The sequence below is a fragment of the Wolbachia endosymbiont (group B) of Eupithecia inturbata genome, assembly GCF_964030915.1.
In the GTDB taxonomy this organism is placed as follows: Bacteria; Pseudomonadota; Alphaproteobacteria; order Rickettsiales; family Anaplasmataceae; genus Wolbachia.
The window spans coordinates 798,422-822,157 of sequence record NZ_OZ034987.1 but is presented as its reverse complement, the minus strand read 5'-3'; the positions used below and the strand labels follow the sequence as shown (position 1 = coordinate 822,157).

Below are 23,736 nucleotides of genomic sequence, written 5' to 3'. Positions count from 1 at the left end.
CTATATAAGTATTTTAGCAAATATTATAATATTTATCAACAAATTGAGTGAAAATTTAAAGAGTTATTTATGGTAATTGAGGAGCTACAACCGCACGACGTCTGCCGTTAATAACTATTTCACCTATCGCAACTGCTGCAAAAACAAAACAATAATATACTTTTGTTAGTACGATGATAGGTGACAGAGAGGCAATGCTGCTTGCTAGTAATACGTGAGAACCATAAGGTAAGATACTTTTTGTGATAGAAGTAAATATCTCTAATAAGTACGCACTACGGTGTGGTGCAATGTTATATCTTTGCGCAAGCCTTTTAGCAATATTACTAGTTAATAAAATAGCAACAACATTGCTGGAAACTAAAATAGTAAACAGAGATGATATTCCTGCAATCATAAGTTCAGCTTGACTTCTTGTGAGATTCACCTCATCGGTGAATTTATCTATCTTTTTCTGACTGTATTCGTACATTAAGTGGCTTAATCCACTACTGAAGAGAATAAATATCATTACTTCATTCATCTTATAAAAACCCCTATATATGTCACGAGAATATTCAATAAGAGAATAATCAAAAAAAGCTATTCCTAATATCCCAGCAATAACCATATTAATAGCTAATGTTACCAGAGTGTTTATTTCAAATAAACCCATAATTATTAAAGATATATAAGGGATAATTTTGACTATGGATAAATAATTCAGACTTGAGATAGAAACAACTTCTGTACTATTTGAAATTATTACTAGATAAATAAGTATTATAAGACCTGTAACAGATCCTGTCTTGAAAGTGAGTTTTATTTTATCCTTTACTGAAGCTCCTTGTGAAGAAGTAGCAGCAATAGTAGTGTCAGATATCATTGAAAGGTTGCTGCCAAACATAGACCCACCTATCACAGCTCCAACGCCCACCGCACAATCAAAAGCTCCATTTTGTGCTAGATTCACAGCTATTGGTGTTATAAGTGCAATAACTCCGATTGATGTGCCGATTGCACTTGAAATAAAAGTAGAAAGTAAAAACATTCCAGGAAGTAATAATTGTGCTGGAAGAAAGCGAATAGTTAAGTTAGTAATAACATTTATACTACCAAGCGATTCAGTAATAGTAGAAAATGCTCCAGCCAATAGAAAAATCAAACACACGGTAAGAGTAGTTTTATTACCCATACCTTTTATAAGTGTATCAATACTATGCTGAATTTTGTTTTTATTTAATAGAACAGCAAAAAATAATGCTGGTAATAAGCAAACTAACGGTGAAATTTGATGAAGAGGATTGCCAAGTCCGATAAAAGAAAAATAAATACCACTTCCAAGGTATAAAGCTAGAAAGATAATGAGAGGAAGAAATGAAAACACTTATCGTAGTTGAACAAACCAGAAATATACTAGAATAAGCTATTTTAAGCAACTACTAATACAGTGTTTTTCTAATAATTTTGAACATCTTAAGCCATCTACTTTTGAATAAATTCCATTTGCATTTCTTGTATACTATCCTCTATTTGCTTTATTTGTTCTATTAGCCTTTCCTCTAAGTCAAAATTACCGCCCAGCCTTGCTTTAATTTTTTCTTCTTGTAATACATTTAATTCTTTCCGTAATACTATGTTATTCCAGACAGTTTCTGCCGATCTCTTCTCACTTAATTGACTATTTAGTACGCTAGTTTTTTCAAATATAAACTTTATAACACTAGACTCCTGTAGCAGAATTTCTTTATTAAAGTTGCTCTCATTAGTTACCATATTAATTACGCACTGTTGTAATTTTTTCATCTCATTAGTAAATTCGAAATGAGAAAATTGCTCAAAAAATATAGGACGGTTCAAGATTTCAGGAAATTCTACGGCTATACGCAAAATTATGGCCTGATTTTGCTCTGCTTCAATTAGCTCTGGAGATTTATTGTAAAGATACTCACCTTTTGTTGCTTTGCTATTAAAAATCAGCTTTTTAAAGTTTCTTCTTAATTCACTGACCTTATTGTAAAAATAATCTCTATAATACCTTCTAATACTGCTGTTACCGATAGCATTGACATATTTCATGAACTTGTGCTCAAGAATTGAATATTTTTCCGGAGCAAATTTTTCATAATTTTGCAAATTGCTACCAATTATGTGATGCCATAAATATTCAGAGTGCAGTTCTGTTGAGCGGTTAAAAGCGGATAGTACATCTTCCGTCTTATATTCTAGTTCATTGCATATATCGTATGGGTCCTTGTTGCTTGGCAAAGTCACGAACTTCAATGTGTATCCAGGCTCCAGTATCGGCAGAACAAGTTCTGCAATTCGAATAGCAGCATGACATCCAGGACTATCGCCATCCATACAGATAGAAATTTCTTTAGCAAATTTCCAAAGATTTTTTATCTGCTCTGCAGAAATTGCGGTACCAAGCGGAGCAACTGTATTGGTAATTCCCGCTTGATGTAGTGCTATTACATCCATATATCCTTCAACAACAAATAGATGCTGTTTTTTGCGTATTTCACTCAAAGCAAAGTTTAATCCATATAAATTTTCTCTTTTCTTAAAGAGCTGACTCTCTGGGCTGTTTAGATACTTCGGCTGTTGCTCAGAGTTCAGCGCACGTCCGCCAAAACCAATAACTTTGCCCGTGATGTTGTGTATAGGAAATATCAGCCGATCATAGAAATAATCACGAGAATTCTTATTTATTAACCCAACATCGATCAAAATCTCGTCTTTAATACCAGAGGAGTTCAAATATTCCTTCAAGCCAGAACTTGGTGCATAACCTATCTTAAATTTATCTATGATTTTGAGTGAGATCTTGCGCTGCCTTAAATAAGCCATAACACCTCGATTTTTCTGCGCGAACCAACTTGCAGCTAAATTCAGTGCTGAAAACAGTTTGTCATTTTCTTTAGCAAAGCTGAGGTTTTTGGGTAACTCAACACCTGCAACAGATGCCAATTTTTCCAACGCTTCCTTAAAACTTAAGCCCTCAGTTTGTGAAATAAATTCAAACGCATCACCATGAGCTGAGCAACCGAAACAGTAATATAAGCCCTTAACATTGCTGACCGAAAAAGATGGAGTTTTTTCGTTATGAAATGGGCAGAGTCCAACAAAACTATCTCCTCTTTTTATTAACCTAACTTTTTTTCCTACTATGTCGGACAACAATAATTTTGACTTTATAATATCTATATGATCCATTTTACCGAATGAGTAGTGGTAGGATAAAAATTATATAGAATTTATGCATATCTGACTCGAAATTTATTCAGAAAGATCAGGAGAGCTTGACAAAAAGCTCAAAATAAATTACCCATATAAATACCCTTAAGTTGCAATTTCTTATATGTCAGATGTGATATCAGTTGCTTCAGACCACGCAGGTTATGAACTAAAATCAGAAATAAAGGCTTACTTGGAAACTTTAGATTATACAGTGATAGACCGTGGCTGCACTGCTGAACAAAAGAGTGTAGACTACCCTGACTATGCTGCTGAAGTTGTAGAAGATATAACAAACAAAAAAGCAAATTATGGAATATTAATTTGCGGTACAGGTTTGGGCATGAGTACTGTGGCAAATCGTTTTGAAGGAATCTACGCTGCTTTATGTAATAGTGTTGAGATCGCAAAATTAGCTCGCGAGCATGGCAACGCGAATATACTGTGTCTTGGTGCAGGGTTTACTGCGAGTGGATTAGCAAAAGACATAGTCAAACAATTCCTCGAAACAGAATTTTCAAAAGAAAGTAGACATAAAGAACGCCTTGATAAACTTAGCAATATTAGCAAGAAAAAAACCACAAAAACTTATAATGAAGATGAAATATCAAAATTCGCTAAAATAGCAGGTGAATGGTGGGATGAGAATGGCAAGTTCAAGCCATTGCACATGATGAATCCTGTGAGAGTATCATACATAGTTGAGAAAATAAAAGAATTAAAAAAATGCGATTTAAAAGAACTATCATTGCTCGATGTTGGTTGTGGTGGTGGCATTTTGTCAGAGTCAATGGCGCGTATTGGTATTAGCGTTGCGGGAATAGATGTATGTGAGGAAAACATAAAAGTGGCACAGTCGCATGCGAAGAAAGTAGGGTTAAATATAGAATACACACACACTAGCATTGAAGAGCTAAGCAATGACAAGAAGTATGACGTGGTTTTGTTGATGGAAGTGGTTGAACATGTCGATAATTTAGAGTTTTTCATGAAAAAAGCAATAGAGCTGTTGAAGCCAGAAGGGCTAATTTTTATATCGACGATAAATAGAACTATTAAATCCTTCTGTCTTGCAATAGTCGGCGCAGAGTACATATTAAACTGGCTGCCAAAAGGCACACATAATTGGAATAAATTTCTCAAGCCATCAGAAATTGCAAATCATCTAAGGGAAAACAATGTAACACTACAAGATATGACTGGTATGGAATATAATGTAATAAAGCGTGAATGGAACTTGACCAAAGGTGTGGATGTTAATTATATACTTTGTGGAAACGTTGTAATTTGAAATCTCATTCAAGTACTAGAAGGTAATGCAAATATTTTAGGCAGTTTTACTTTACTTAGCAGCTAATTTATCATATGTATTTCCATAGGATATCGCTATATTAGAATATGTTACAATTACTAACCTTACTTGCTGTTATCACTTCGGTTGTATTTTTTGGTCATCTAGTTCCAATGGAAGTGAAAACCTTCTTGTATTCAATAAGCCTTAGTATAAAAGAGATCTTACTATTTATAATGCCTTTTATTGTTTTTGCATTAATCTTTAGTAGTGTTAACAATCTTAAGCAGTCGGCTATAAAGTTTATATTGTTACTTATTATAACGATTTTCTTGTCGAATCTAGCTTCAAGTTTAATAGCTTATTCTGTTGGGCATTTCATCACACAAAACACTTATTCAATACAAGATATAACATATGAAGAAACAATTGTTCCTTTATGGTCATTTAGGATACCTGCATTGCTTTCTAATTTTTATGCCCTTGCTTGTGGATTTGTATTAAGCATATTAGTGTCCACAATATTACCAAAAAAAAGCAAAGAGCTCTCGAACAAAATGTTAGATTTAACTCTCTTTATTTTGAAGACATTTTTGACGCCAATTATTCCAATGTTTGTACTTGGTCTTGCTTTAAAAATGGAACATGATCAGGTTTTACCCATAATATTTAAGGATTACTCAATAATTTTTATTATTATATCATCTTCAACTTACCTTTATGTTTTTCTCTTATATGGAGCAGCAAATTCGTTCAAGATCACAAGCTGGATAGCTAGTATAGGTAATATGATACCAGCATTTATTACTGCAATGAGCACAATGTCTAGTAATGCAGCTATGCCGCTTACTCTTGAAGGAAGCAAAAAAAATGTAAAGCAGCATGATATAGCATCGTCTGTTGTGCCAATAACTGCTAGCTTTCATTTAGTAGGTGATTGCTTTTTTATTATAATACTATCAATGATAATGACTTTTGGTGGTGCATTGTCTGCAACAGACTATGTGACTTTCCTTCTCTACTTTCTGTTATTTAAATTTGCTATTGTTGCAGTTCCAGCGGGAGGAATTATGGTAATGTTGCCTGTTCTTGAGAAGTATCTTAAATTCTCTCCAGAGATGCTTTCATTAATTACAGCATTGTATATAGTGTTTGACCCAATAATAACTTCAGCAAATGTTATGGGTAACGGTGCGTTCACTATGATGTTTACAAAGCTCTATGATAAGCTTAAGTGATGTCCATTCTAGCAATTAATACTGTAGGTGCTGGTAGTTCAATAGCAGTAATTGATTACGATGGTAATTGTTTTGTAGAACGCAATTCTGCAAACAATAGCCATGCAGAATCATTTTTTCAAATACTGAATACTTTGTTTGATAAGCATAATTACAGCTACGATAAAATAGACCATTTAGCAGTGATAGTTGGACCAGGAAGTTTTACTGGAATCAGAGTTGGTATATCAACTGCACAAGGTATAAATCTTGCTACAAATAAGCCGTTATATGGGGTTAGTGCCCTGGAAGCTCAAGCATATGCAATATCGCTACTTTGTACAAATAGCAAAAAAAATATTAAAGCTATAATCGAAGATGATCAAAAGTTTTATACGCAGTTATTTGATTTCAATTTGTTACCGCTATCAAATCCTGCTGTAGTAAGTGAACTCCAGCCTGAAACGCACTGCATTACATATATGGATTGCAGTTTACCAAAGTTGGATGCTAGCCATGCAGGGCTATTAGTCCGTTATAGACTAAAAAATAAACAAAAATTAAATGGAGTTGAGGCTCTATATTTAAATGAGCCTCAGTATATGAAATCGTTGCCTATTGCGTAAACACTATTAATTTGGCCAAGTTTGTACATCTGACTTACTATTTCTTCTGCTACTTCTTTTATACTCATATTTGAATTTTCTACCTCTATAGCATTTTGTGGTACAAATAAATCTTCCTCCCTAAATTTAATACTATTTATATTAGTAACCTTCCTATTTTTTCTTTGCTTTTTTGATATAGTACGCTCTTGTAATATCAATGGATTGCACCTAAGTACTATAGGGAGGATTTTTGTGCTCATTTTTTTAATAAGTTCTACTACTGAGTTATATATTCTTATGTTGTAATCATTATTTTTAATTAATTCATCAACAAATATATAATTTTTTGAGTCAATAGGATAGGCTTCTATTGCCTGAAACATAACATGTGTAGTGTTATATATTCTATCTCGAGCTTCTTTGGAAGTTTGATTATATTCAAGTCCACTTACAATTACTGCATTTATCATACTAGATAATACTATTGCTGTAGAAAGTTTACCACTTCCTGGAAGACCAGTGATATATATGAAAAATTTTGTTAGCTGTTTTTTTATGTCAACGTTTATCATATTATTTTTAATATTAAAACCTACAATTATAATAACATAAAAACAAGGCTTTAAAACATATGAAATATTACATAAAAAGTCGCTTTTATAGTTAAAATACTATGTAATCTAGAAATGTAAACTCTAATCACCTAAGGCAAGTAAAAGTGCTTAGTATTTTAACGTAGGTTCACCTTTTAGTTTGTAATAAACTTTTTTTTACGTATAAATCTTTAGAAAATTTTAGTCAAGAGCTATGTTATTAACAAATAGTGAGTTGAAAAGAGACCTAGTTAACGCCTATCAAATTTTATCTTATCTTAAATTAGATGATCATACGTATACTCATCTCTCTGTACGTTCTGAAGATAAAAAGTCATTTTATGTTTATCCGTTTGGTATACGTTTTTATGAAGTAGATGAAAGTTCATTGATGAAAGTATCGTTTGATGGGAATATAATTGAAGGCAAAGAATATCAATATAATAAAACTGGCTATGTAATCCATGGCTTCATTTATCAAGCAAGGAAAGATATTCAAGCAATTTTTCATCTACATACACCTTCTATTGTAGCAGTTTCTTCTCTCAAGGATGGATTACTCCCAATAAGTCAGTGGGCGCTGCACTTTTATAATAAGGTATCTTACCATGATTATAATTCCCTGGCACTTGATGATACAGAAGGAAAAAGATTAATAGCTGATTTGAAAGAAAATTTTGTGATGTTAATGCGCAATCATGGATCTATAACATGTGGTCAGACTATACAAGAAGCAATGTTTTATACGTATCACTTAGAACAAGCTTGTAAAACTCAATGCCTGACGCTAGCAATGAATAGGGAGTTGTCAATTCCAAGTGAAGAAATTTGCTCAAAAGCCGTAAAGGATCTTCTGTCTTTCGAAAGCAATCTTGGTGAGAGAGATTGGCACGCATGGGTTAGGTTGATTAAAGGTAAGTTATAAAAGTTTCTGACTCTTCGATAGATATTAGATTTCTTGCATAACCAGCCAGTCTGAAATCCAATAATGGTTTCACACGCTGTAACTCTTCAATTCATGTAAGAAGTCTAATGTCTCCATCTCTACTTAAGTTAACACCCTTAACTAAGCAGATACAAGTAAATATAGCCCTTCCCATAATAGTCCAAAAAGGTCATAAGAAAGAAGAATCGACAGCATGACGAAAAGATTTGAATAAAGGAATGTTTTTCCTGGTTCTGTTTTTTATAGCAAACCAATAATGTTCAATTTTGTTAAAATCTGGAGAATATGGAGGAAGATATAAAATTTCTGCACCAACTCCTTTAGCAAATCTTATTAGACTTATGAAAAGTAGCATTATCAAGGATAACAGTTTGTCCAGGTTCCAAAATCGGTGTCAGAAACTGCTCAAACCATTTATTAAAGATATCCATATTGCAGTGGCCTTCAAAGGTTAACGGAGCAATTATTTTTCTTCCACTTAAGGCTGCAACCATGCTAATTCGTTGAGTTTTCTTCCCAGATTTTAGGGCATAAAACCGCTGTCCTTTCTGGCAATAACCATAGGTTCAGTGTTATCAATGCCAGACTCATCTATATACACTAATTCTTTAGGTTCTTTTGTTGCTATAACCTTTGAAAATTGAGCTCGCTTTTCTTCATTTCTTTCTTTATATCCGTAGGTCTTTTTTTTCTTGTGAATCCTATATTTTTAAGTGCTCGATGAATTGTTTGTCTACTAATATTGCCCCAGCATCTCTGACTGAGTTTTGCCACCTTGCTCATTTGCAAATTCGGCAAATGCATTCCAGTCGGTAATTTTATGCCACGCTTCCAAGCTTTTTTGATTGAAAATCTCCCGTTTTCTCACGTCTTTTCTTCCACTCATATAAAGTTGTTTTTCCGATCTTAAATCTCTTGGCAACAGTTTCTCCACTCTCTCCTTCATCCAATGCTTCCATTACCTTTTTTCTTAAGTCATAACTATTTGCTACTGGCATCCTTACCTTCACTACTATCAATCCATCTTACTCTTTTTGGACTATTATGAGAAGGGCTATAACTAGTAAGTTTTTTCAATCCTGCTCCACAGCAAATTTTAATGCTATGTGAGTAGTTATAGTGCTGTTAACAATTAAAATGACAAAAACTAAGATGGTGATTAGTAGTGTATAAATATTCAAGGATAAATTTTCAAATTGAGTTAGCAATTTGAAATATACAAAAGTTGGCATTATCATTGGCAAAACAAGAATTTGCGACACTCCTGATGCTAAGTTATTTCGACCAATCATCAATGCATTTCCAGTAGCTGAAATATTAATGATTATCAGCGTATTAAATAATAAAGACACTCCAACTGCTATTGAATGTTCAATATTATTGCCTAGAATTGCAAAGCTGAACATGAAAGAAATCACTGAAATCGGTAACCCAAATAACAACCAGTGAGCGAAGATTTTATAAGCAACTATCAGCCTAGAAGAGAGTGGCTGTAAAAAGATTTGCTCTAATATTCCATCATGATAATCAGATGTAAATAAATTATTTGTAGAGATCTGCAAAACAAATGTAGCACATATCCATGTTAATGTTAATATGACTTCTTGTTTACTGTTGTTTTCAAGTGTATATGAAGATAAACTTAACATTATAATAAAAATACATACTATATAAGCAAGATTATTATCATTTATTACTAATTTTTTTACCAAACTAATCATACCAGGATTTTAAATGTTTATTATAAATTATAGTGTTTACTTTGAGGGTAGTATAATTTTTTGTGTTTACAAGTTATATAAGTTTTAATATATTTTATTGATAATGCTATGGAAAAATTAATAAAAATAAAGTTACCGGAAGATTACGTTCCTTCAGAAAATGAAGAATATATGAACGTAAAACAACTGGAATACTTTAGCTTAAAGTTACAATCAATACTCTCTGAACTGGAGAAACAAGATCTAGAAGATAGTAGTATTTATTCTGATAGTGAAAATGGAGAATTAATTAAGCGCCGAAAAGATAGAAAAGAAAAAATTAAGGAGGCGTTGGAAAAAATAAAATTAGGCATTTATGGTTACTGCGATGGAACGGGAGAAGAAATAGGAGTCGAAAGACTTAAAGCTAATCCGCTTGCTATGTATTGTATTGAAGAACAAGAGAGAATAGAAAAAGAAAAGAACGTGTATAACATTAATGATTAGAACTTGTCGGGAGTGTTAAATAAACTGTGTCAAACCGAGAAGTAAAGTAATAAATTGATAAAAAAATGGAGGTTTGACAATGAGTCAAGCAAACACAACTACCGGTTTGGTAGACTATAAAGAATTAGAAACAAATATCTTATCATCTATACGAGAAGGAAGACCATTGACAGGAAGAGATGGAGCATTAACACCATTTATAAAAAAACTGCTAGAGGGAAGGCGAGATAGAAAACCATTTGTCGGCTGAAAGCGAAGAAAACAACCGAAGAAATTCAAAGACTTTACGGACAAGTATTTGAACTATTGACACCAAGAGATAGAGAAGGAAGTTTCGAGCCACAAGTAGTCAGAAAAAGGCAAACAACCGAACTTGAAGCAAAGGTTTTAAGTACATATGCCAGTGGCATGGGATATAGCATCGCATGTAGAAGAAATATAAAATATCTGCAGCAGAGATATCAAGTATTACTGACAAATTGTTACCGGTAATCAACGAATGGCGCAGTCGTCCGCTGCAATCTGTATATCCAATAGTGTTCATGGTTTTTTAAGGTCAAGGAGGACGGGCATTGTGTAAGCAAATGTATGTATAACATATTAGCAAAATGGCAGAAAAGAAGTTTTGGGTTTTTATTTGGCTGAAAGTGAAGTTCTGGTTGGAAGTACTAAATGACCTAAAGGAGAGAGGAGTAGATGATATTCTGATAGCTTGTGTTAAAAAGCTTTCCTACAGCTATAAATAGCGTATTTCCTAAAGCAGAAATGTATAGTACATCAGATAAGAAATTCACTGAAATATGTATCGAGCAAAAGTTTTCATGAATGATTTGAAAAAAACATATCAAGTAGAGAAATAGCCGAGAATTATTTGCTTGAGCTAGAGGAAAAATGGGGAGAAAAATATACTTTAGTTTTGGGAGAATAATTGGGAAAATCTGTCTAGTTATTTTAAATATTCCGGCCCTGTAAGAAAGTTAATTTATACCACAAATCCTATTGAAGGGTTACATAGACAGATCAGAAAATTTACTAAAACTAAGGGCTCATTTACTAGCACAAATGCCTTGTATGAATAGGTATATTGTGCTATAAAGAAGGCAGGAGAGAAATGGACTATGCCTATACATGATTGGGCTCTAACTATATCTCAACTTGATATCTTTTTTCCTGGTAGGTTAAAAATCGAGTTGAACTAAAAATGCGATTTGACACAGTTTATTTAACACTCCCTGCAACCGGAGTTATCGTAATAACACCCCTTATGTACGTTGCATGAGCAAATTGGTCAAATATACGAAAGAGTTATAATACAGATTTTACTCAAAAAATATTGAAACAATCTCACACATCTTAAACTAAGTTCTCAATTTCTCAAAGAAATCTTTTAACAAAAGAGAACATTTTGTTTCTAATATTCCACCATAAACTTCAGGTATGTGGTTACAGAATTGAAATATTCTAGTGCCGTTTTCAACTCCTCCACCTTTGGGATTGTAAGCCCCGAAGTACAGACGTTTAATTTTTGCAAAAGAGATAGCTTGAGCGCACATCGGGCACGGCTCTAACGTTACGTACATTTCAGCTTCATAAAGCGTGGAAGTTGAAAATGCTTGTCTAATTGTTAACATTTCTGCATGTGCAGTTGGATCATTAGATATATTGTGTGCAGAGGAGATGATATTGTTTCCATTAACTATTACAGCACCTATTGGCACTTCGCCATCTTTCTGAGCAAGTTTTGCTTGCTCTATGGCAAGTTCCATGTATTGGTACTTAAACATTAGGTGCTTGGGTAAATATAATTTTCTTTTCTTGGCTTTTCTATTTTTTCTAGGTTATAGAATTCACTAAGGACTATTGTCCTTTTTACAAGGCTATCTATTTCTCGCTTAAATGGGAATGTTCAAAAAAGTGTGTCAAAGCGAATTTTTAGTTCAACTCAATTTTTAACCTATCAGGAAAAAAGATATCAAGTTGAGATATAGTTAGAGCCCAATTAGGCAAAGCCATAGCCCATTTTTGCTCTATCTTTTTTATAGCACAATATACCAATTTGTACAAGGCATTTGTACTGGTAAATGAACCTTTGGTTTTAGTAAATTTTCTGATTTGTCTGTGCAACCCCTCAATTGGATTGGTGGTATAAATTAGCCTTCTAACAGGGCCAGAATACTTAAAATAACTAGACAAATTTTCCCAATTGTTTTGCCACGATTTTATGACTAAAGGATATTTTTCACCCCATTTTTCCTCCAGTTCAAGTAAATAATTTTCGGCGATTTCTCTACTTGTAGCACGGTATATTTTTTTCAAATCATTCATAAAAACTTTTATATCTTTGCTGGATACGTATTTTAGTGAATTTCTTATTTGGTGCACAATGCATAACTGTACCTCAGCATTGGGAAATACGCTATTTATAGCTGTAGGGAAGCTTTTCAGACCGTCAACACAAGCTATCAAAATGTCTTCTACTCCTCTCTCTTTTAAGTCATTTAATACGCCTAGCCAGAAGTTAGCTCCCTCACTTTCTGCTAAGTAAAAACCCAGTACTTCTTTTCTGCCATTTTGGTCTATTCCTAATATATTGTACATGCATTTACTTATGCAATGTCCATTCTCTTTGACCTTAAAAAACATCCCATCCATAAATACTATCGGGTATACTGATTGTAGGGGACGACTCCTCCATTCATTGATTATAGGCAGTAATTTATCTGTAATTCCAGATATCTCTGCTGCAGATATTTTATGGTCATAGATTTCTTCCACATAGGATGCTATATCCCTGTATCCCACACCGCTTGCAAACATGTTCAAGACCTTTGTTTCAAGTTCTGGATGTAAGCTTGTTTGCCTTTTTTTCACTATCTGTGGTTCGAAACTTCCCTCTCTATCTCTTGGTGTCAATAGTTCAAATACTCGTCTTCAAAGTTTTGCCATTCTTTCCGTTTCTTCGATTCTTTTCTTCTCTTTCATTGGATAAATGATGCTCTATTTCACCTTCTAGACTTGCTTCCAGCAGCCTTTTTACAAATGGTGTTAATGCTCCATCTCTCCCCATCAATGGTTTACCTTCCCTTATTGATGACAGTATATTTGCTTCCAGCTCTTTGTAATCTACCAGGCCAGTCGTTCCATTTTCTATTTTGTAACTCATATATCAAACCTCTATTTTTTGTTTCTATTTTATTTTTATTTCTCGGTTTGACACACTTTTTTGAACATTCCCCTTTAATTTTTTTATTTCTTCTACCGATTTTAGTTCGTTTATAGCTACAACTACTTCTTCCATTATATCCTCTATAATTTGATCCTCCTCTAATTTATATATTATTTGTTCTACATGCCTATTCAATTCCTCGAAGGTCGCAGATCCATATGTAATGCTATCTTTACTATTTCTTAGTAACATTTTTTACCTCTCTATTAGAATAGAGTTTATTCAGTTCTATTAAACTCTATTGTCAATAGCTGCCTTAATAAATGATGTAAAGAGAGGATGAGGAGAAAATGGTCTTGATTGAAATTCTGGATGAAATTGCACACCAATAAACCATGAGTGATTTTTTAGCTCCACTGCCTCTATGCATGTTTTATCTTCTGATATACCACTGCATATCATTCCATTCTCTTCTAAGTTATTTTTATAATCTAAATTAACTATATATCTGTGTCTGTGTCTTTCTGAAATAGTGACACTACTATACACATTTGCCATTTTTGAATTTGGATTTACATTACACTTGTATGTTCCAAGTCTCATGGTTCCACCAAGATCAACGTTCTTACCATCAGCGAGCTTGATGATTGGGTGTTTGCAAGTATAAAATTCTTCAGAGTGTACATCTTCAAGCTTAATAACGTTACGAGCAAATTCAATCACTGCAAGCTGCATACCAAGACATATTCCTAAAAAAGGAATGTTATTTACACGGGCATAGTTTATTGCTAATATTTTACCTTCTATTCCGTTATCACCAAATCCTCCTGGAACAAGGACTGAATTAGAGCTTTGTAATTTTTCTCTGATAAACTTTGCATCTATAGATTTTCCATTCTCTTCTCTTGAGTTGACCCAATTTATCTTCACTCTAGCTTTATTACTAATTGCACCATGGTTTAATGCTTCAATCAGTGATTTATATGCGTCAGGAAATTCAGTATATTTTCCTACTATGGAAACGATAACTTCTTGTGTTGGATGTCTCATAGAGTGTACTATTTGGTCCCATTCAGGTAAGCTTGGTTTTGGCTTACTTAAGTGAAAGTGATCCAAAATTTGTGTCCCGAGCCCACATTGATTATACAAGGACGGTAACTCGTATATATGGTTTACATCAGGAGCAGGTATTACGTTAGATAAAGAAACATTGCAAAGATTGGCTATCTTTTCTTTTTGATTATCGGAAATTTCTTTTTCACTGCGACATAATATAATATCTGGTTGTAACCCCGCAGAGTTTAACTCTCGAACTGAATGCTGTGTCGGTTTTGTCTTTAATTCTTGTGCTGCAGTGAGATATGGTATTAAAGTTAAGTGAATAAGGATAACTTTTTGCTTTCCTAGTTTATAATTAACTTGGCGTATAGCTTCCAAAAACGGTTGGCTTTCAATATCACCTACGGTTCCGCCTATTTCGCATATTACAAAATCTAAATCTTCTGTACCATTAAAAATGAAAGATTTGATTAAATCTGTCACATGAGGAATGATTTGCACAGTTTTGCCTAGATAATCACCACACCTTTCCTTCTTTAATAATTTATTATATACTTTACCAGTTGTTATATTGTCGTCCTTGGTTGCTTTAATTTTAGTAAAACGCTCGTAATGTCCAAGGTCTAAATCAGTTTCAGCACCATCCTCAGTAACAAATACTTCCCCGTGCTGAGCTGGGCTCATTGTTCCAGGATCAATGTTGAGATATGGGTCAAGCTTTCTGATGCGAACATTGAATCCATGAGCTTGAAGAAGTGCTCCCACACTTGAAGCAACTAAACCCTTACCAAGTGATGAAACAACTCCACCTGTAACAAAGATAAACTTGGTTTCTTTCATTAATTTTCAAATGGAACAGAAGTTGATTGGCCTTCTTGCTTCTTTTCTGATATAATCTTCTCTGCAATTGATTTTTTATGTACATCTTTTGAACATAATCCTGATAGTAACAGTGTATTTATAATGAACAGCCCAGCAACTATAGAAGTTATTCTACTGAGTGGATTTTCAGAAGACTTTACCGGAATTATTGAATTCATTCCCTGTTGTGAATTACTAAAGCCACTTAATGAACTACTTCCAGGTGGCTGCAGGAGCACTAAAATTACCAATACAACAACTAATATTATTTGAAGTACACTAAGTACTGTTACTGACATTATAAATAGAGCTAAAAATAAAGATTTTAGGAGCATAAGGATCATAAGTCAAGAATATCTTTACCCGAGTAACTTGACTACTGGAACCCAAGTATGTATTAAACCTTATTTAAATTATGAGCTATCACATTTTAAAATACAAAGATTATGAACCAAAAATGGATGAAAGTTCTTTTATCGCAGATGGTGTGCGTATTATAGGTAACGTTGAAATAGGAAGGAATGCGAGTATCTGGTTTAATTGTGTGATCAGAGGAGATGTTGGATCAATCGAAATAGGTGATGAAACGAATATTCAAGATGGGACCGTAATTCATGTAGATAGAAATCCAGGCGGTGACACGATTATTGGTAGTATGGTGACGGTTGGACATTTTTGTGTGTTACATGCATGCACGATACATGATAAAGCATTTATTGGTATGGGCTCTGTTATAATGGATCATGCGATTGTCGAGTCTGAAGCTATGGTAGCTGCTGGTTCACTGGTGACACATGGAAAAGTGATAAAAAGTGGTGAAGTATGGGCTGGCAGGCCAGCACAATTCTTCAAAAAAATGTCAAATGAAGAAATAAAACATATTACACAATCTGCACAAAATTATATCATGCTGATGAAAGAATATAAGGCTATATGCTAGGTTGAGAAATCTTCAGCTCTGATGCACATTCTACGTTAACTACTTCAAAAGTTTCTTCAACTATATAATGCTTATCAATATAAGCTTCTTCAACTCTAGGAATATGCTGATTAATAAAACTACCCTGACTAGAATATCCTTTATTGGCCAGTTTGTTTCTGTTGGAGTACCTGATAGCATAGCTGCATATTGTGCTTTTGCTGATTTTAGAGAAAAAGACATAATATTGTTTAAGTTAAGAAAGAAATTTACACGACTCCTGCAGTATTCAAGCGATTTGCCCACTGGATAATATGGTATTTCACCTACAACCTTTCTTATTAACCAATTGCACTCTTTGGTAAGTATGCTTGCTTCTTTTGGAACTTGTAGCGGTATTATAATATCATTGCTAATTCTATTTTCTTCTTGAGAAAAAAGTTCGGTGTAAGCTCCTTTTTTTCTGTGTTTCTCAAAATACTTAGGAAAATAAATATTGAGATATTCAGAGTGTAATTCTATTCGATTTTTCTGATCATTTTCTAAGATAAACGTATATTTATCACCATTTTGCTTAAGTTCGCATAACTTAAATTTACTAAGGTCAGAGTCTGGAAATGGCTTTTCAATTTCAAAAGCAAGTGTAAGAGTGTGCGTTGTGTGATCAAATTCATTTTTTTCTTGTAGACCATCTTGTAGACTATAGTACTTATTTTTTTCATACTCTTTTCCTTCTATGTTAGCACTCACTTCCTCTTCATCCAAATTTTCAATAGCATCAAAAAATTCTTCTTCATCCAGATCTCTTTCTTTTTCACCTGGCTCTTGTTCTTTCAGAGAATCATACCATACATCCTCTTCATTAACTTTCGCCTCTATTGTATTTTCTACACTTATTTTTCTTGTATGATCATTTCCATTGCTAGCAGTTGTTTGATAATGTGTATCGTTAGTTTGAAAAAAGCTCTTTACTTTTGATATTAAGCTAATCCATGAAAGTCTGACTTGATTAAGTAGCCATTTAAAACTCTTCATTGTTTTACCCCAACCTAATTACTAAAAATTGTAACAGAATAAATTAAATATGTCAATAAGATACACAAATTGTACTAACTGGGAATTAGTGGCAGCACTTAACATCTGTGTAAATTTTGACATAGGCGTTTTCTGCATTTTAACCAAATCAGTAAGGAGAACACCATTGATATTCTCCTTTTAGAAGCAACTTGAATAAAACTGATAAAGTTTGAATTAAAGTGTGATTAGGAAAGTGAGTGATGAGAACTCTTTATTTGGACTTCTTTTGATTCATCTATTTTAGTATTAGGTCTTAGTGCTGCATATGTAGCACCACCAGCTACGAGTGCAGATGATGTAGCTATGCCAATTATTGCTAACATACTTAGTCTAGTTGTATGTTCAAGTATAGTACTTGCTACCAGCCCAACAGCAAGACCAACACCAATAACAGCAGTGTACAACATTCTAGGATTATTTGAATTAGGCATATAGCTCACTAACTCTCTGCAACACTTTTCTGATTCTTTCTTTATGTCCTCGAGCTTATTTAGATCTTCTTCTTCTATTTTAGCATTTAATTCTAGTTTCTTACATAATTCTTGCATTTCTTTTACTTGTTTTTCTAATTTTTTTAAAAAATTTATTATTTTTGTTCCTTGTAATTTTATTATTGTTTCCTTAAGTAGTAACGTTGATATTGGCATTGCTATTTCTTCTATCTCTTTTTCTGTTTTCCTTTCCAATTCCACTACTTTTTCTATTCCTTCGTCTGATATTTCAGTGTCTTTTTTTAGTTCTATTTCAAACTTTCTTTTTTTTAACTCTGATTTTGCTTCTTGTAATGATTCTAATGCATTCCATAGCTTTTCACCAGAATTCCGACTCCGTTTTGGTGACATTTGTTGACTACTTTTGGACTTTTTTGGTGACATAAGCTGAAATTTAATTTCTTTGAGCTTTCTTGCGCTTTCACCTGCATTTACTTTAGCCATAATAAACCTCGCATATTAAATAATGCTATTACATAATATCTTTAAAGCTCAAGGTCAAATAGTATCTTTACATAATATAAATCATAAACAGAAAATTTTAGTGTAAATTGCCATATTTACTTTGTGCTACGGTTTGAGATAGAATAACAACTTGCTTCAAATATGGAAAGGCAGTACAACTCTATAATCAAGTTACTGAACTCTCATTTACTCCTCTTTTTTTGTAAAACAATCTACAATTCATTAGAAGATCTTCAGATAGACGTTGATCATTGGTTGTGTTTTTACAATGAGACAAGACCTCATTCTAGTAAATATTGTTATGGCGATGTAGACTTTCCTGAATAGAAAACATATTGCTTTTAGAAAAATATTAGTAGCATTACATAAGAGACTGATATTAGTTTTCAATTTTTCTGTTAGTTAATTCTTGCTTGCTAGATTAAGTTGTGTCTGGTAACCATAATGGCAAATCTTGTTAATTTGAGGCGTGGATTTTAGCTTCTCTCATTCTTACATTAGTTACATATTCTTTCGCAGAGGGCTAATGATAGCAATGAATTTATTAGTAAAATTCAGTAATTTATAACTGACAATTAGAGCTGTTAATTAGCAACTCACTTTAAATAAGTTACTCAACTGTGACAGATTTAGCTAAATTTCTCGGACAATCTACATCTAACCCTTTTTTTTCTGCAATAGAATAAGCAAGAAATTGCATAGCAACACTGTAGATAATTGGAGAAACAAAATTGTCAACTTCTGGAAGTTGCACCACATCTATGCAAATTCCCTTTAAGAGCGGTGCTCCTTGCTTATCACTAAAGGCAATTACTTTACCTTTTCTTGCAATAATCTCTTGTATATTGGATAGCGTTTTAAAGAATAAATTATCGTAAGGAATAATTGCGATAACAAGTACAGTAGAGTCTATCAAGGCGATAGAACCGTGCTTCATTTCTCCCGCTGCAATACCAATTGTGTTGATATATGAAAGCTCTTTTATCTTCAATGCACCTTCCATTGCAACTCCATATGAGCTTCCTCTCCCAATTATAATTATATTATTGTGCTCTAATATACTGCCTGATATATGTTGTATTTCCATCACATTCAAAACATGCTCTACATGTTCGGGAATGGAATTAATAGCACCGCTTAGTTCCTTTATCCTCTCTCTACCCAGTATACCTTTTATTTTTCCAAGCTCTACAGCAAAGCATGCTAAAATTGCAAGCTGCGTAGAAAAGGTTTTTGTCGAAGCAACACCAATCTCAGGTCCAGCAAGAGTATGCAATACAATATCTGAGGCTTTTTCTATGCTGCTATTAAATGTATTAATTATGCTAATGATCATTTGTTTCTGCAATCTCGCATAACGTAGTGCTTCCATAGTATCTGCAGTTTCACCAGATTGAGAAATGAATAAGCCAATACTACCTTCTTCGAGCTTGACGCTGCCATACCTAAATTCTGACGAGATTTCTAGATATACCCGAATTTGAGCAATACTTTCCAGCCAACACTTTGCTATTAGTCCAGCAAAATAGGATGAACCGCATCCAACTATAGTAATGTAACCTAGTTCAGAAAATAATTCTTTGTTGATTTCTTTATATTGTTTATAAAATTGATTTATTGTTTTGTTTAATGCATACGGTTGCTCAAAAATTTCTTTTAGCATAAAGCTAGGGTAACCATTTTTACTAATTAGAAAATTTCTTGGACTGCTATTTTCTGTTCTGCGTTTAACTTGTATACCATTATTATATATACTGAATTCGTTAGATTTTATTACTGCAATATCATTATCTTCTAAATGCAATATTTTTTCTACAAATGAATTCAAAGTATTAGTATCAGAAGCAGCAAACACTTTATTACAGTTATATCCTATTGCTAAAGGCAAATTTCTTTTTGCAACAAATAAAGTATCTGGATATTCTGCAAATAATAAAGCCAAAGCAAGTGAACCTTGTAAATTGTTTAGACACTGTAATATAGAATCAACTGGTGATAACCCTTCATCAAGATATGAAGTTAATATGTTTGGTATCACTTCTGTATCAGTATCGGTGTGGAAAGATACTCCCTTTTCCTCCAGATCCTTTTTTAATATATTGTAATTTTCAATTATGCCATTATGAGCAACAACAACATTATTTATATAAATGGGATGAGCATTTTTAAGATTTGGAGCTCCATGTGTAGCCCAACGAGTATGTGCTATACCAACTTTGCTACTAGATATCTTGCTCTCATGAACAACTTCACACAATCTTTCAACTTTACCTTCTGATTTTTTTACTTCTATCTTACCTCTATTATTTATAATTGCTATACCTGAAGAGTCATAACCTCTGTATTCCAATTTTTGCAACGCGGTTAGTAAAGTTGGTATTACTGAATCACCGCTACTTACTATACCTAATATTCCACACACTTCTTAAATTATGAAGCATTTTTGTCTTTTTTACTTTCCTCTAGTTTATTTTTCTTGCCATTCTTTTCAACTTTGCTTTTTTCAATAGATTTAGCTACTGGCTTTTGAATTTCTTTATTTAAGATTTCAGATATAGCAGACTTTAGGATTTTTATTTCAATTTTTGGTGCTATTTCTAGTATTAGTTGTGCATTTACTTCGTCAACTTTGTTTACTTCACCTATTATTCCACTAGAAGTAATAACCGTATCACCACGTTTTATTTGATCTATCATCCTTCTATGTTCTTTTAGTTTTTTGTGATTGGGGCGAATAATGAGAAAATAAAATACTACAAATATTAAAATGAGTGGAATAAAGCTAGCAACAGATGCTGATACATTGTTAGTCGCATCTGCCGCAAAAACCTCAGAAATGAACATATTTAATCCCAATTATTAATGATAAAATTAAATAGATTAAGCAGCAATTACAATATCATGTCAAGTCTCTGAAAGAAATTAATTCAAATTAATAAGAAAGTTAAAGAATTTTAAGATGTTTCTGCTGTAATGGCGGGAGTGATGAGACTTGAACTCACGACCTCATGCGTGACAGGCATGCGCTCTAACCAACTGAGCTACACCCCCCATTGCTTTTTAACGTTTGCAACCTTAAAGCTAATCAACGTGTTGCCACTTGTCAATATTTTTTGTTTGCGCTTTTTTGTCTTTTTTATTACTATGTAAATAACTTAATTTCACACATGGCTTATGCAAGTAGTCCCGTTAGGGTTATGCCATGGAGGATAAACTATTTGGAGGAGTAAATATGACAAATTTGCCTAAAGTCACTATACGTGATTTAGCTGAATCTGGTGTGCATTTTGGCCATAAAGTTAGTCGCTGGAATGCGAAAATGGCCCAATATATATATGGTATACATCAAGAGAATCGTATACACATAATAGACTTACGAAAAACATTACCATTGTTAGAGGCGGCGATGAAAGCTTTATACGATGTTGCATCTCAAGATGGTCGCATTTTATTTGTTGGTACAAAATTTCAAGCTTTAGATATTGTTGCAAGTGAAGCAGTTCGTTGTGGTCAGTATTATGTAAATGATCGATGGCTTGGTGGTATGCTTACTAATTGGAACACTGTTTCTTCTTCGATAAAAACTTTGATACAATATGAGAAAATATCCAATGATGAAGATAGCATCTTAACAAAAAAAGAATTAGGAAACATTGAAAAGAAAAGAAAAAAGCTTGATAAAGAATTGGGTGGAATTAGAGAAATGGGAGCAGTTCCTGATATTTTATTTATTATTGATACTAACAAAGAGCATATAGCGGTTAAAGAGGCCAAAAAACTGGGTATTCCTGTAGTTGGAGTACTTGATACCAATTCTGACCCAGATGGTATTGCCTATCCTATACCAGGAAATGATGATTCAAGAAAATCAATAGAGCTCTATTGTAAATTAGTTGCTGATTCTATATTAGCTGGAATAGAGTCTAGTTTGACAAGGTCTAGAGTTAAGGATGATGAGCTTATTCAAGAAAAAGAAGAGGATATTGTGCAAACTAAAAAGAAGCGTATTAAGGTTGAAACAGAAAGGGAGGTAATAGTAAGTAAATGAAGATGGATTCAAGTAGTATAAGGGAATTACGCGATAGAACAGGGCTTGGCTTAAGCGATTGTAAGAAAGCGTTAGAAGAGTGTGATGGTGATATTAAGAAAGCCGTTGATAGGTTACGTACAATAGGATTTGCTAAAGCTGACAAAAAGTCTGATAGAGTAGCTTCGGATGGGCTTATTGCTATGTGCTTGGCTAAAAATTATGGTGTATTGGTTAAAGTCAATTGTGAAACTGATTTTGTTGCTAGAAATGAGAAGTTCATAGCATTAGTTTCAAATTTAGCATCAATTGCTTGTCAAGAACGTTGTACTAGTCTTGATGAGTTAAAAAATGCCAAATATGAAGATGTTGGTACAGTGCAGGAAGCTATTATGAGTGGTACATCGGTTCTTGGTGAGAAGTTAGAGTTAAGCAATCTTTGCTACCTAGAGACTAAAGATGGGATTATTTCTGGATACGTACATGGTGATATGCCTGGCTTAGGTAAGATTGGTGCTTTAGTAGCATTGCAGTCATCTGGTGATAAAAAAGAGATTGGAAAGCAAATAGCTATGCATGTAGTTGCTATGAAACCTGAAGCTTTATCTATAAATGATTTAGATCAAGAAAAATTAAAAAATGAGCGTTCTATAATCGAGGAGCAAGTAAAGAGCTTAAATAAACCTGAAGAGGTAGCGAAAAAAATAGTAGATGGACGAATGGCTAAATACTATGAAGAAGTTGTTCTGCTAGAGCAGAAGTTTATAAAAGATGATAAAATGAAGATTGCTGATTTTATAGAATCAAGTGCTGTTAAATTAGCTAATTATAAGTTACTTACTTTGGATGGTGCAAATAAGTAACAAAACTTCAGAAGTAAAGTACCCCAGAGTGTTATTCAAAATCTCTGGGGAGGCTTTGATGGGATCAAAGCTATTTGGCCATGATATGGAAGTTATAGATAAACTATCCAAAGACATAGTTGAAGTTTGTAATCTCGGGGTTCAAGTTTGTATTGTTGTTGGTGGTGGGAATATTTTTCGTGGTGCATCAGCGTCTTTAAGTGGCTGTGAAAGAGCAAGCAGTGATTATATTGGAATGCTTGGTACTGTCATTAATGCTTTAATTTTGCAAAATTTTTTAGAAAAAAGCTCTATAGTCTCTAGGGTGTTGTCTGCTATACCCATGACTACTATATGTGAGCCTTATATAAGAAGGAAGGCTATTCATCATTTAGAGAAAGGTAGAGTGGTCATTTTTGCAGCAGGCACAGGTAACCCATTTTTTACTACAGATACAGCTGCAGCTTTACGTGCTGTTGAAATGAATTGTGATGTTATTTTAAAAGGTACTCAAGTAAGTGGTGTATATTCTGCCGATCCAAAAAAAAATGAGAATGCTGTGATGTATGATAGGCTTTCTTATACAGATCTGCTAACTCGTGATTTAAAAGTTATGGATGCATCAGCAATTTCACTTGCTCGTGAGAATTCTATCCCAATTGTAGTTTTTTCTTTAAAAAGAGAAAAAATGGTTGATATTATTAAGGGTCAAGGCACTTATACTATAGTTTCAGATTGTAAACATTAG

General features: G+C 33.4%; 21 protein-coding genes, 1 tRNA gene and 4 pseudogenes. 11 read left to right on the top strand and 15 right to left on the bottom strand.

All coding sequences use genetic code 11. From position 1 onward, the window contains the following. Positions 1 to 67: 67 nt before the first annotated feature. Both ACQH21_RS03975 and dnaG read right to left on the bottom strand, forming a co-directional pair. Positions 68 to 1,366 (bottom strand): Na+/H+ antiporter NhaC family protein, encoded by a 1,299-nt coding sequence (locus ACQH21_RS03975; protein ID WP_425384533.1) that lies wholly within the window; start codon positions 1,364 to 1,366, stop codon positions 68 to 70. 98 nt (positions 1,367 to 1,464) lie between these two features. Continuing rightward, entirely contained in the window at positions 1,465 to 3,198 is a 1,734-nt protein-coding gene (gene dnaG, locus ACQH21_RS03970) for a DNA primase (protein WP_425384532.1), read from the bottom strand. Positions 3,199 to 3,343: 145 nt separating this feature from the next. On the opposite strand from dnaG, the gene ubiG reads away from it, so the two are divergent. From ubiG to tsaB, 3 genes are all read left to right on the top strand, one after another. Next, positions 3,344 to 4,510: a bifunctional 2-polyprenyl-6-hydroxyphenol methylase/3-demethylubiquinol 3-O-methyltransferase UbiG gene (ubiG, locus tag ACQH21_RS03965; RefSeq protein ID WP_064085277.1), complete on the top strand. Its 1,167-nt coding sequence runs from the start codon at positions 3,344 to 3,346 to the stop codon at positions 4,508 to 4,510. Between the two features lie 107 nt (positions 4,511 to 4,617). Further along, entirely contained in the window at positions 4,618 to 5,748 is a 1,131-nt protein-coding gene (locus ACQH21_RS03960; RefSeq protein WP_064085278.1) for a cation:dicarboxylate symporter family transporter, read from the top strand. Beyond that, positions 5,748 to 6,353, top strand: coding sequence for a tRNA (adenosine(37)-N6)-threonylcarbamoyltransferase complex dimerization subunit type 1 TsaB (gene tsaB, locus ACQH21_RS03955; protein WP_007302675.1), 606 nt, complete (start codon positions 5,748 to 5,750; stop codon positions 6,351 to 6,353). Before ACQH21_RS03960 ends, tsaB begins: the two co-directional genes overlap by 1 nt. Here tsaB and ACQH21_RS03950 read toward each other — a convergent pair. Further along, positions 6,323 to 6,907 carry a hypothetical protein gene (locus tag ACQH21_RS03950; RefSeq protein WP_425384531.1) on the bottom strand — a complete coding sequence of 195 codons (585 nt, stop codon included), beginning with the start codon at positions 6,905 to 6,907 and terminating at the stop codon, positions 6,323 to 6,325. The genes tsaB and ACQH21_RS03950 overlap by 31 nt on opposite strands. Before the next feature lie 235 nt (positions 6,908 to 7,142). On the opposite strand from ACQH21_RS03950, the gene ACQH21_RS03945 reads away from it, so the two are divergent. Further along, the gene (locus ACQH21_RS03945; protein ID WP_139686912.1) at positions 7,143 to 7,853 is read left to right on the top strand and encodes a class II aldolase/adducin family protein; all 711 of its coding nucleotides are present in this window, start codon (positions 7,143 to 7,145) and stop codon (positions 7,851 to 7,853) included. Between the two features lie 190 nt (positions 7,854 to 8,043). Here ACQH21_RS03945 and ACQH21_RS03940 read toward each other — a convergent pair. Together ACQH21_RS03940 and ACQH21_RS03935 are read right to left on the bottom strand one after the other, a co-directional pair. Beyond that, positions 8,044 to 8,872: pseudogene (locus ACQH21_RS03940) on the bottom strand (IS630 family transposase). Positions 8,873 to 8,947: 75 nt separating this feature from the next. After that, on the bottom strand, positions 8,948 to 9,595 hold the full coding sequence (locus ACQH21_RS03935; protein ID WP_264686454.1) for a heme exporter protein CcmB: 648 nt from the start codon (positions 9,593 to 9,595) through the stop codon (positions 8,948 to 8,950). A gap of 108 nt (positions 9,596 to 9,703) precedes the next feature. Here ACQH21_RS03935 and ACQH21_RS03930 point away from each other — a divergent pair, with 108 nt between their 5' ends. Together ACQH21_RS03930 and ACQH21_RS03925 are read left to right on the top strand one after the other, a co-directional pair. Continuing rightward, positions 9,704 to 10,081, top strand: coding sequence for a TraR/DksA family transcriptional regulator (locus ACQH21_RS03930; RefSeq protein ID WP_007302671.1), 378 nt, complete (start codon positions 9,704 to 9,706; stop codon positions 10,079 to 10,081). Positions 10,082 to 10,160: 79 nt separating this feature from the next. Then, a pseudogene (locus ACQH21_RS03925) lies at positions 10,161 to 11,280 on the top strand (IS256 family transposase). Positions 11,281 to 11,439: 159 nt separating this feature from the next. Here the strand turns inward: ACQH21_RS03925 and ACQH21_RS03920 are convergent. The 5 genes and pseudogenes from ACQH21_RS03920 to secG form a co-directional block, all read right to left on the bottom strand. After that, positions 11,440 to 11,847 carry a nucleoside deaminase gene (locus tag ACQH21_RS03920; RefSeq protein WP_010404879.1) on the bottom strand — a complete coding sequence of 136 codons (408 nt, stop codon included), beginning with the start codon at positions 11,845 to 11,847 and terminating at the stop codon, positions 11,440 to 11,442. A gap of 166 nt (positions 11,848 to 12,013) precedes the next feature. Continuing rightward, positions 12,014 to 13,244 (bottom strand): annotated as a pseudogene (locus ACQH21_RS03915) (IS256 family transposase). A gap of 24 nt (positions 13,245 to 13,268) precedes the next feature. Further along, a complete protein-coding gene (locus tag ACQH21_RS03910; protein ID WP_425384530.1) occupies positions 13,269 to 13,499 on the bottom strand; it encodes a hypothetical protein in 231 nt (76 codons plus the stop codon). A gap of 39 nt (positions 13,500 to 13,538) precedes the next feature. After that, positions 13,539 to 15,146 (bottom strand): CTP synthase, encoded by a 1,608-nt coding sequence (locus tag ACQH21_RS03905; RefSeq protein ID WP_127464150.1) that lies wholly within the window; start codon positions 15,144 to 15,146, stop codon positions 13,539 to 13,541. After that, on the bottom strand, positions 15,146 to 15,466 hold the full coding sequence (gene secG / locus ACQH21_RS03900; protein WP_007302593.1) for a preprotein translocase subunit SecG: 321 nt from the start codon (positions 15,464 to 15,466) through the stop codon (positions 15,146 to 15,148). Before secG ends, ACQH21_RS03905 begins: the two co-directional genes overlap by 1 nt. A 116-nt stretch (positions 15,467 to 15,582) precedes the next feature. Here secG and ACQH21_RS03895 point away from each other — a divergent pair, with 116 nt between their 5' ends. Next, positions 15,583 to 16,107 carry a gamma carbonic anhydrase family protein gene (locus ACQH21_RS03895; RefSeq protein WP_010404888.1) on the top strand — a complete coding sequence of 175 codons (525 nt, stop codon included), beginning with the start codon at positions 15,583 to 15,585 and terminating at the stop codon, positions 16,105 to 16,107. A 60-nt stretch (positions 16,108 to 16,167) separates the two neighbouring features. On the opposite strand, the gene ACQH21_RS03890 is transcribed toward ACQH21_RS03895, so the two are convergent. After that, complete coding sequence (locus tag ACQH21_RS03890) at positions 16,168 to 17,121, bottom strand: hypothetical protein (RefSeq protein WP_425384529.1); 954 nt, start codon at positions 17,119 to 17,121, stop codon at positions 16,168 to 16,170. A 227-nt stretch (positions 17,122 to 17,348) separates the two neighbouring features. Beyond that, the gene (locus ACQH21_RS03885) at positions 17,349 to 18,098 is read right to left on the bottom strand and encodes a hypothetical protein (RefSeq protein ID WP_010407202.1); all 750 of its coding nucleotides are present in this window, start codon (positions 18,096 to 18,098) and stop codon (positions 17,349 to 17,351) included. Positions 18,099 to 18,311: 213 nt separating this feature from the next. Between ACQH21_RS03885 and ACQH21_RS03880 the strand changes: the two are divergent. Then, a pseudogene (locus ACQH21_RS03880) lies at positions 18,312 to 18,488 on the top strand (IS481 family transposase); the annotation flags it as partial. Between the two features lie 241 nt (positions 18,489 to 18,729). Here the strand turns inward: ACQH21_RS03880 and glmS are convergent. The 3 genes from glmS to ACQH21_RS03865 all read right to left on the bottom strand — a co-directional run bounded on the left by glmS (position 18,730) and on the right by ACQH21_RS03865 (position 21,170). After that, positions 18,730 to 20,541, bottom strand: a complete 1,812-nt coding sequence (gene glmS, locus ACQH21_RS03875) for a glutamine--fructose-6-phosphate transaminase (isomerizing) (RefSeq protein ID WP_425384528.1) — start codon at positions 20,539 to 20,541, stop codon at positions 18,730 to 18,732. Positions 20,542 to 20,549: 8 nt separating this feature from the next. Further along, positions 20,550 to 20,963 (bottom strand): preprotein translocase subunit YajC, encoded by a 414-nt coding sequence (yajC, locus tag ACQH21_RS03870; protein ID WP_006012489.1) that lies wholly within the window; start codon positions 20,961 to 20,963, stop codon positions 20,550 to 20,552. 130 nt (positions 20,964 to 21,093) lie between these two features. After that, positions 21,094 to 21,170, bottom strand: a tRNA-Asp gene (locus ACQH21_RS03865). A 181-nt stretch (positions 21,171 to 21,351) separates the two neighbouring features. Between ACQH21_RS03865 and rpsB the strand changes: the two genes are divergently transcribed. Genes rpsB through pyrH form a run of 3 tightly spaced genes read left to right on the top strand, consistent with a single transcriptional unit; the run spans position 21,352 to position 23,736 of the window. Next, on the top strand, positions 21,352 to 22,167 hold the full coding sequence (gene rpsB / locus ACQH21_RS03860; RefSeq protein WP_425384545.1) for a 30S ribosomal protein S2: 816 nt from the start codon (positions 21,352 to 21,354) through the stop codon (positions 22,165 to 22,167). Further along, a complete protein-coding gene (gene tsf, locus ACQH21_RS03855; protein ID WP_264375865.1) occupies positions 22,164 to 23,009 on the top strand; it encodes a translation elongation factor Ts in 846 nt (281 codons plus the stop codon). The genes rpsB and tsf overlap by 4 nt, the downstream gene beginning before the upstream one ends. Next, the gene (pyrH, locus tag ACQH21_RS03850) at positions 22,993 to 23,736 is read left to right on the top strand and encodes a UMP kinase (RefSeq protein ID WP_010407219.1); all 744 of its coding nucleotides are present in this window, start codon (positions 22,993 to 22,995) and stop codon (positions 23,734 to 23,736) included. The genes tsf and pyrH overlap by 17 nt, the downstream gene beginning before the upstream one ends.

Coding starts and splice junctions, on each gene's coding strand:
- dnaG (WP_425384532.1), bottom strand. CDS start 3,198: ATGGATCATATAGATATTATAAAGTCAAAATTATTGTTGTCCGACATA.
- ubiG (WP_064085277.1), top strand. CDS start 3,344: ATGTCAGATGTGATATCAGTTGCTTCAGACCACGCAGGTTATGAACTA.
- ACQH21_RS03960 (WP_064085278.1), top strand. CDS start 4,618: ATGTTACAATTACTAACCTTACTTGCTGTTATCACTTCGGTTGTATTT.
- tsaB (WP_007302675.1), top strand. CDS start 5,748: ATGTCCATTCTAGCAATTAATACTGTAGGTGCTGGTAGTTCAATAGCA.
- ACQH21_RS03950 (WP_425384531.1), bottom strand. CDS start 6,907: ATGATAAACGTTGACATAAAAAAACAGCTAACAAAATTTTTCATATAT.
- ACQH21_RS03945 (WP_139686912.1), top strand. CDS start 7,143: ATGTTATTAACAAATAGTGAGTTGAAAAGAGACCTAGTTAACGCCTAT.
- ACQH21_RS03935 (WP_264686454.1), bottom strand. CDS start 9,595: ATGATTAGTTTGGTAAAAAAATTAGTAATAAATGATAATAATCTTGCT.
- ACQH21_RS03930 (WP_007302671.1), top strand. CDS start 9,704: ATGGAAAAATTAATAAAAATAAAGTTACCGGAAGATTACGTTCCTTCA.
- ACQH21_RS03920 (WP_010404879.1), bottom strand. CDS start 11,847: ATGGAACTTGCCATAGAGCAAGCAAAACTTGCTCAGAAAGATGGCGAA.
- ACQH21_RS03910 (WP_425384530.1), bottom strand. CDS start 13,499: ATGTTACTAAGAAATAGTAAAGATAGCATTACATATGGATCTGCGACC.
- ACQH21_RS03905 (WP_127464150.1), bottom strand. CDS start 15,146: ATGAAAGAAACCAAGTTTATCTTTGTTACAGGTGGAGTTGTTTCATCA.
- secG (WP_007302593.1), bottom strand. CDS start 15,466: ATGTCAGTAACAGTACTTAGTGTACTTCAAATAATATTAGTTGTTGTA.
- ACQH21_RS03895 (WP_010404888.1), top strand. CDS start 15,583: ATGAGCTATCACATTTTAAAATACAAAGATTATGAACCAAAAATGGAT.
- ACQH21_RS03890 (WP_425384529.1), bottom strand. CDS start 17,121: ATGAAGAGTTTTAAATGGCTACTTAATCAAGTCAGACTTTCATGGATT.
- ACQH21_RS03885 (WP_010407202.1), bottom strand. CDS start 18,098: ATGGCTAAAGTAAATGCAGGTGAAAGCGCAAGAAAGCTCAAAGAAATT.
- yajC (WP_006012489.1), bottom strand. CDS start 20,963: ATGTTCATTTCTGAGGTTTTTGCGGCAGATGCGACTAACAATGTATCA.
- rpsB (WP_425384545.1), top strand. CDS start 21,352: ATGACAAATTTGCCTAAAGTCACTATACGTGATTTAGCTGAATCTGGT.
- tsf (WP_264375865.1), top strand. CDS start 22,164: ATGAAGATGGATTCAAGTAGTATAAGGGAATTACGCGATAGAACAGGG.
- pyrH (WP_010407219.1), top strand. CDS start 22,993: ATGGTGCAAATAAGTAACAAAACTTCAGAAGTAAAGTACCCCAGAGTG.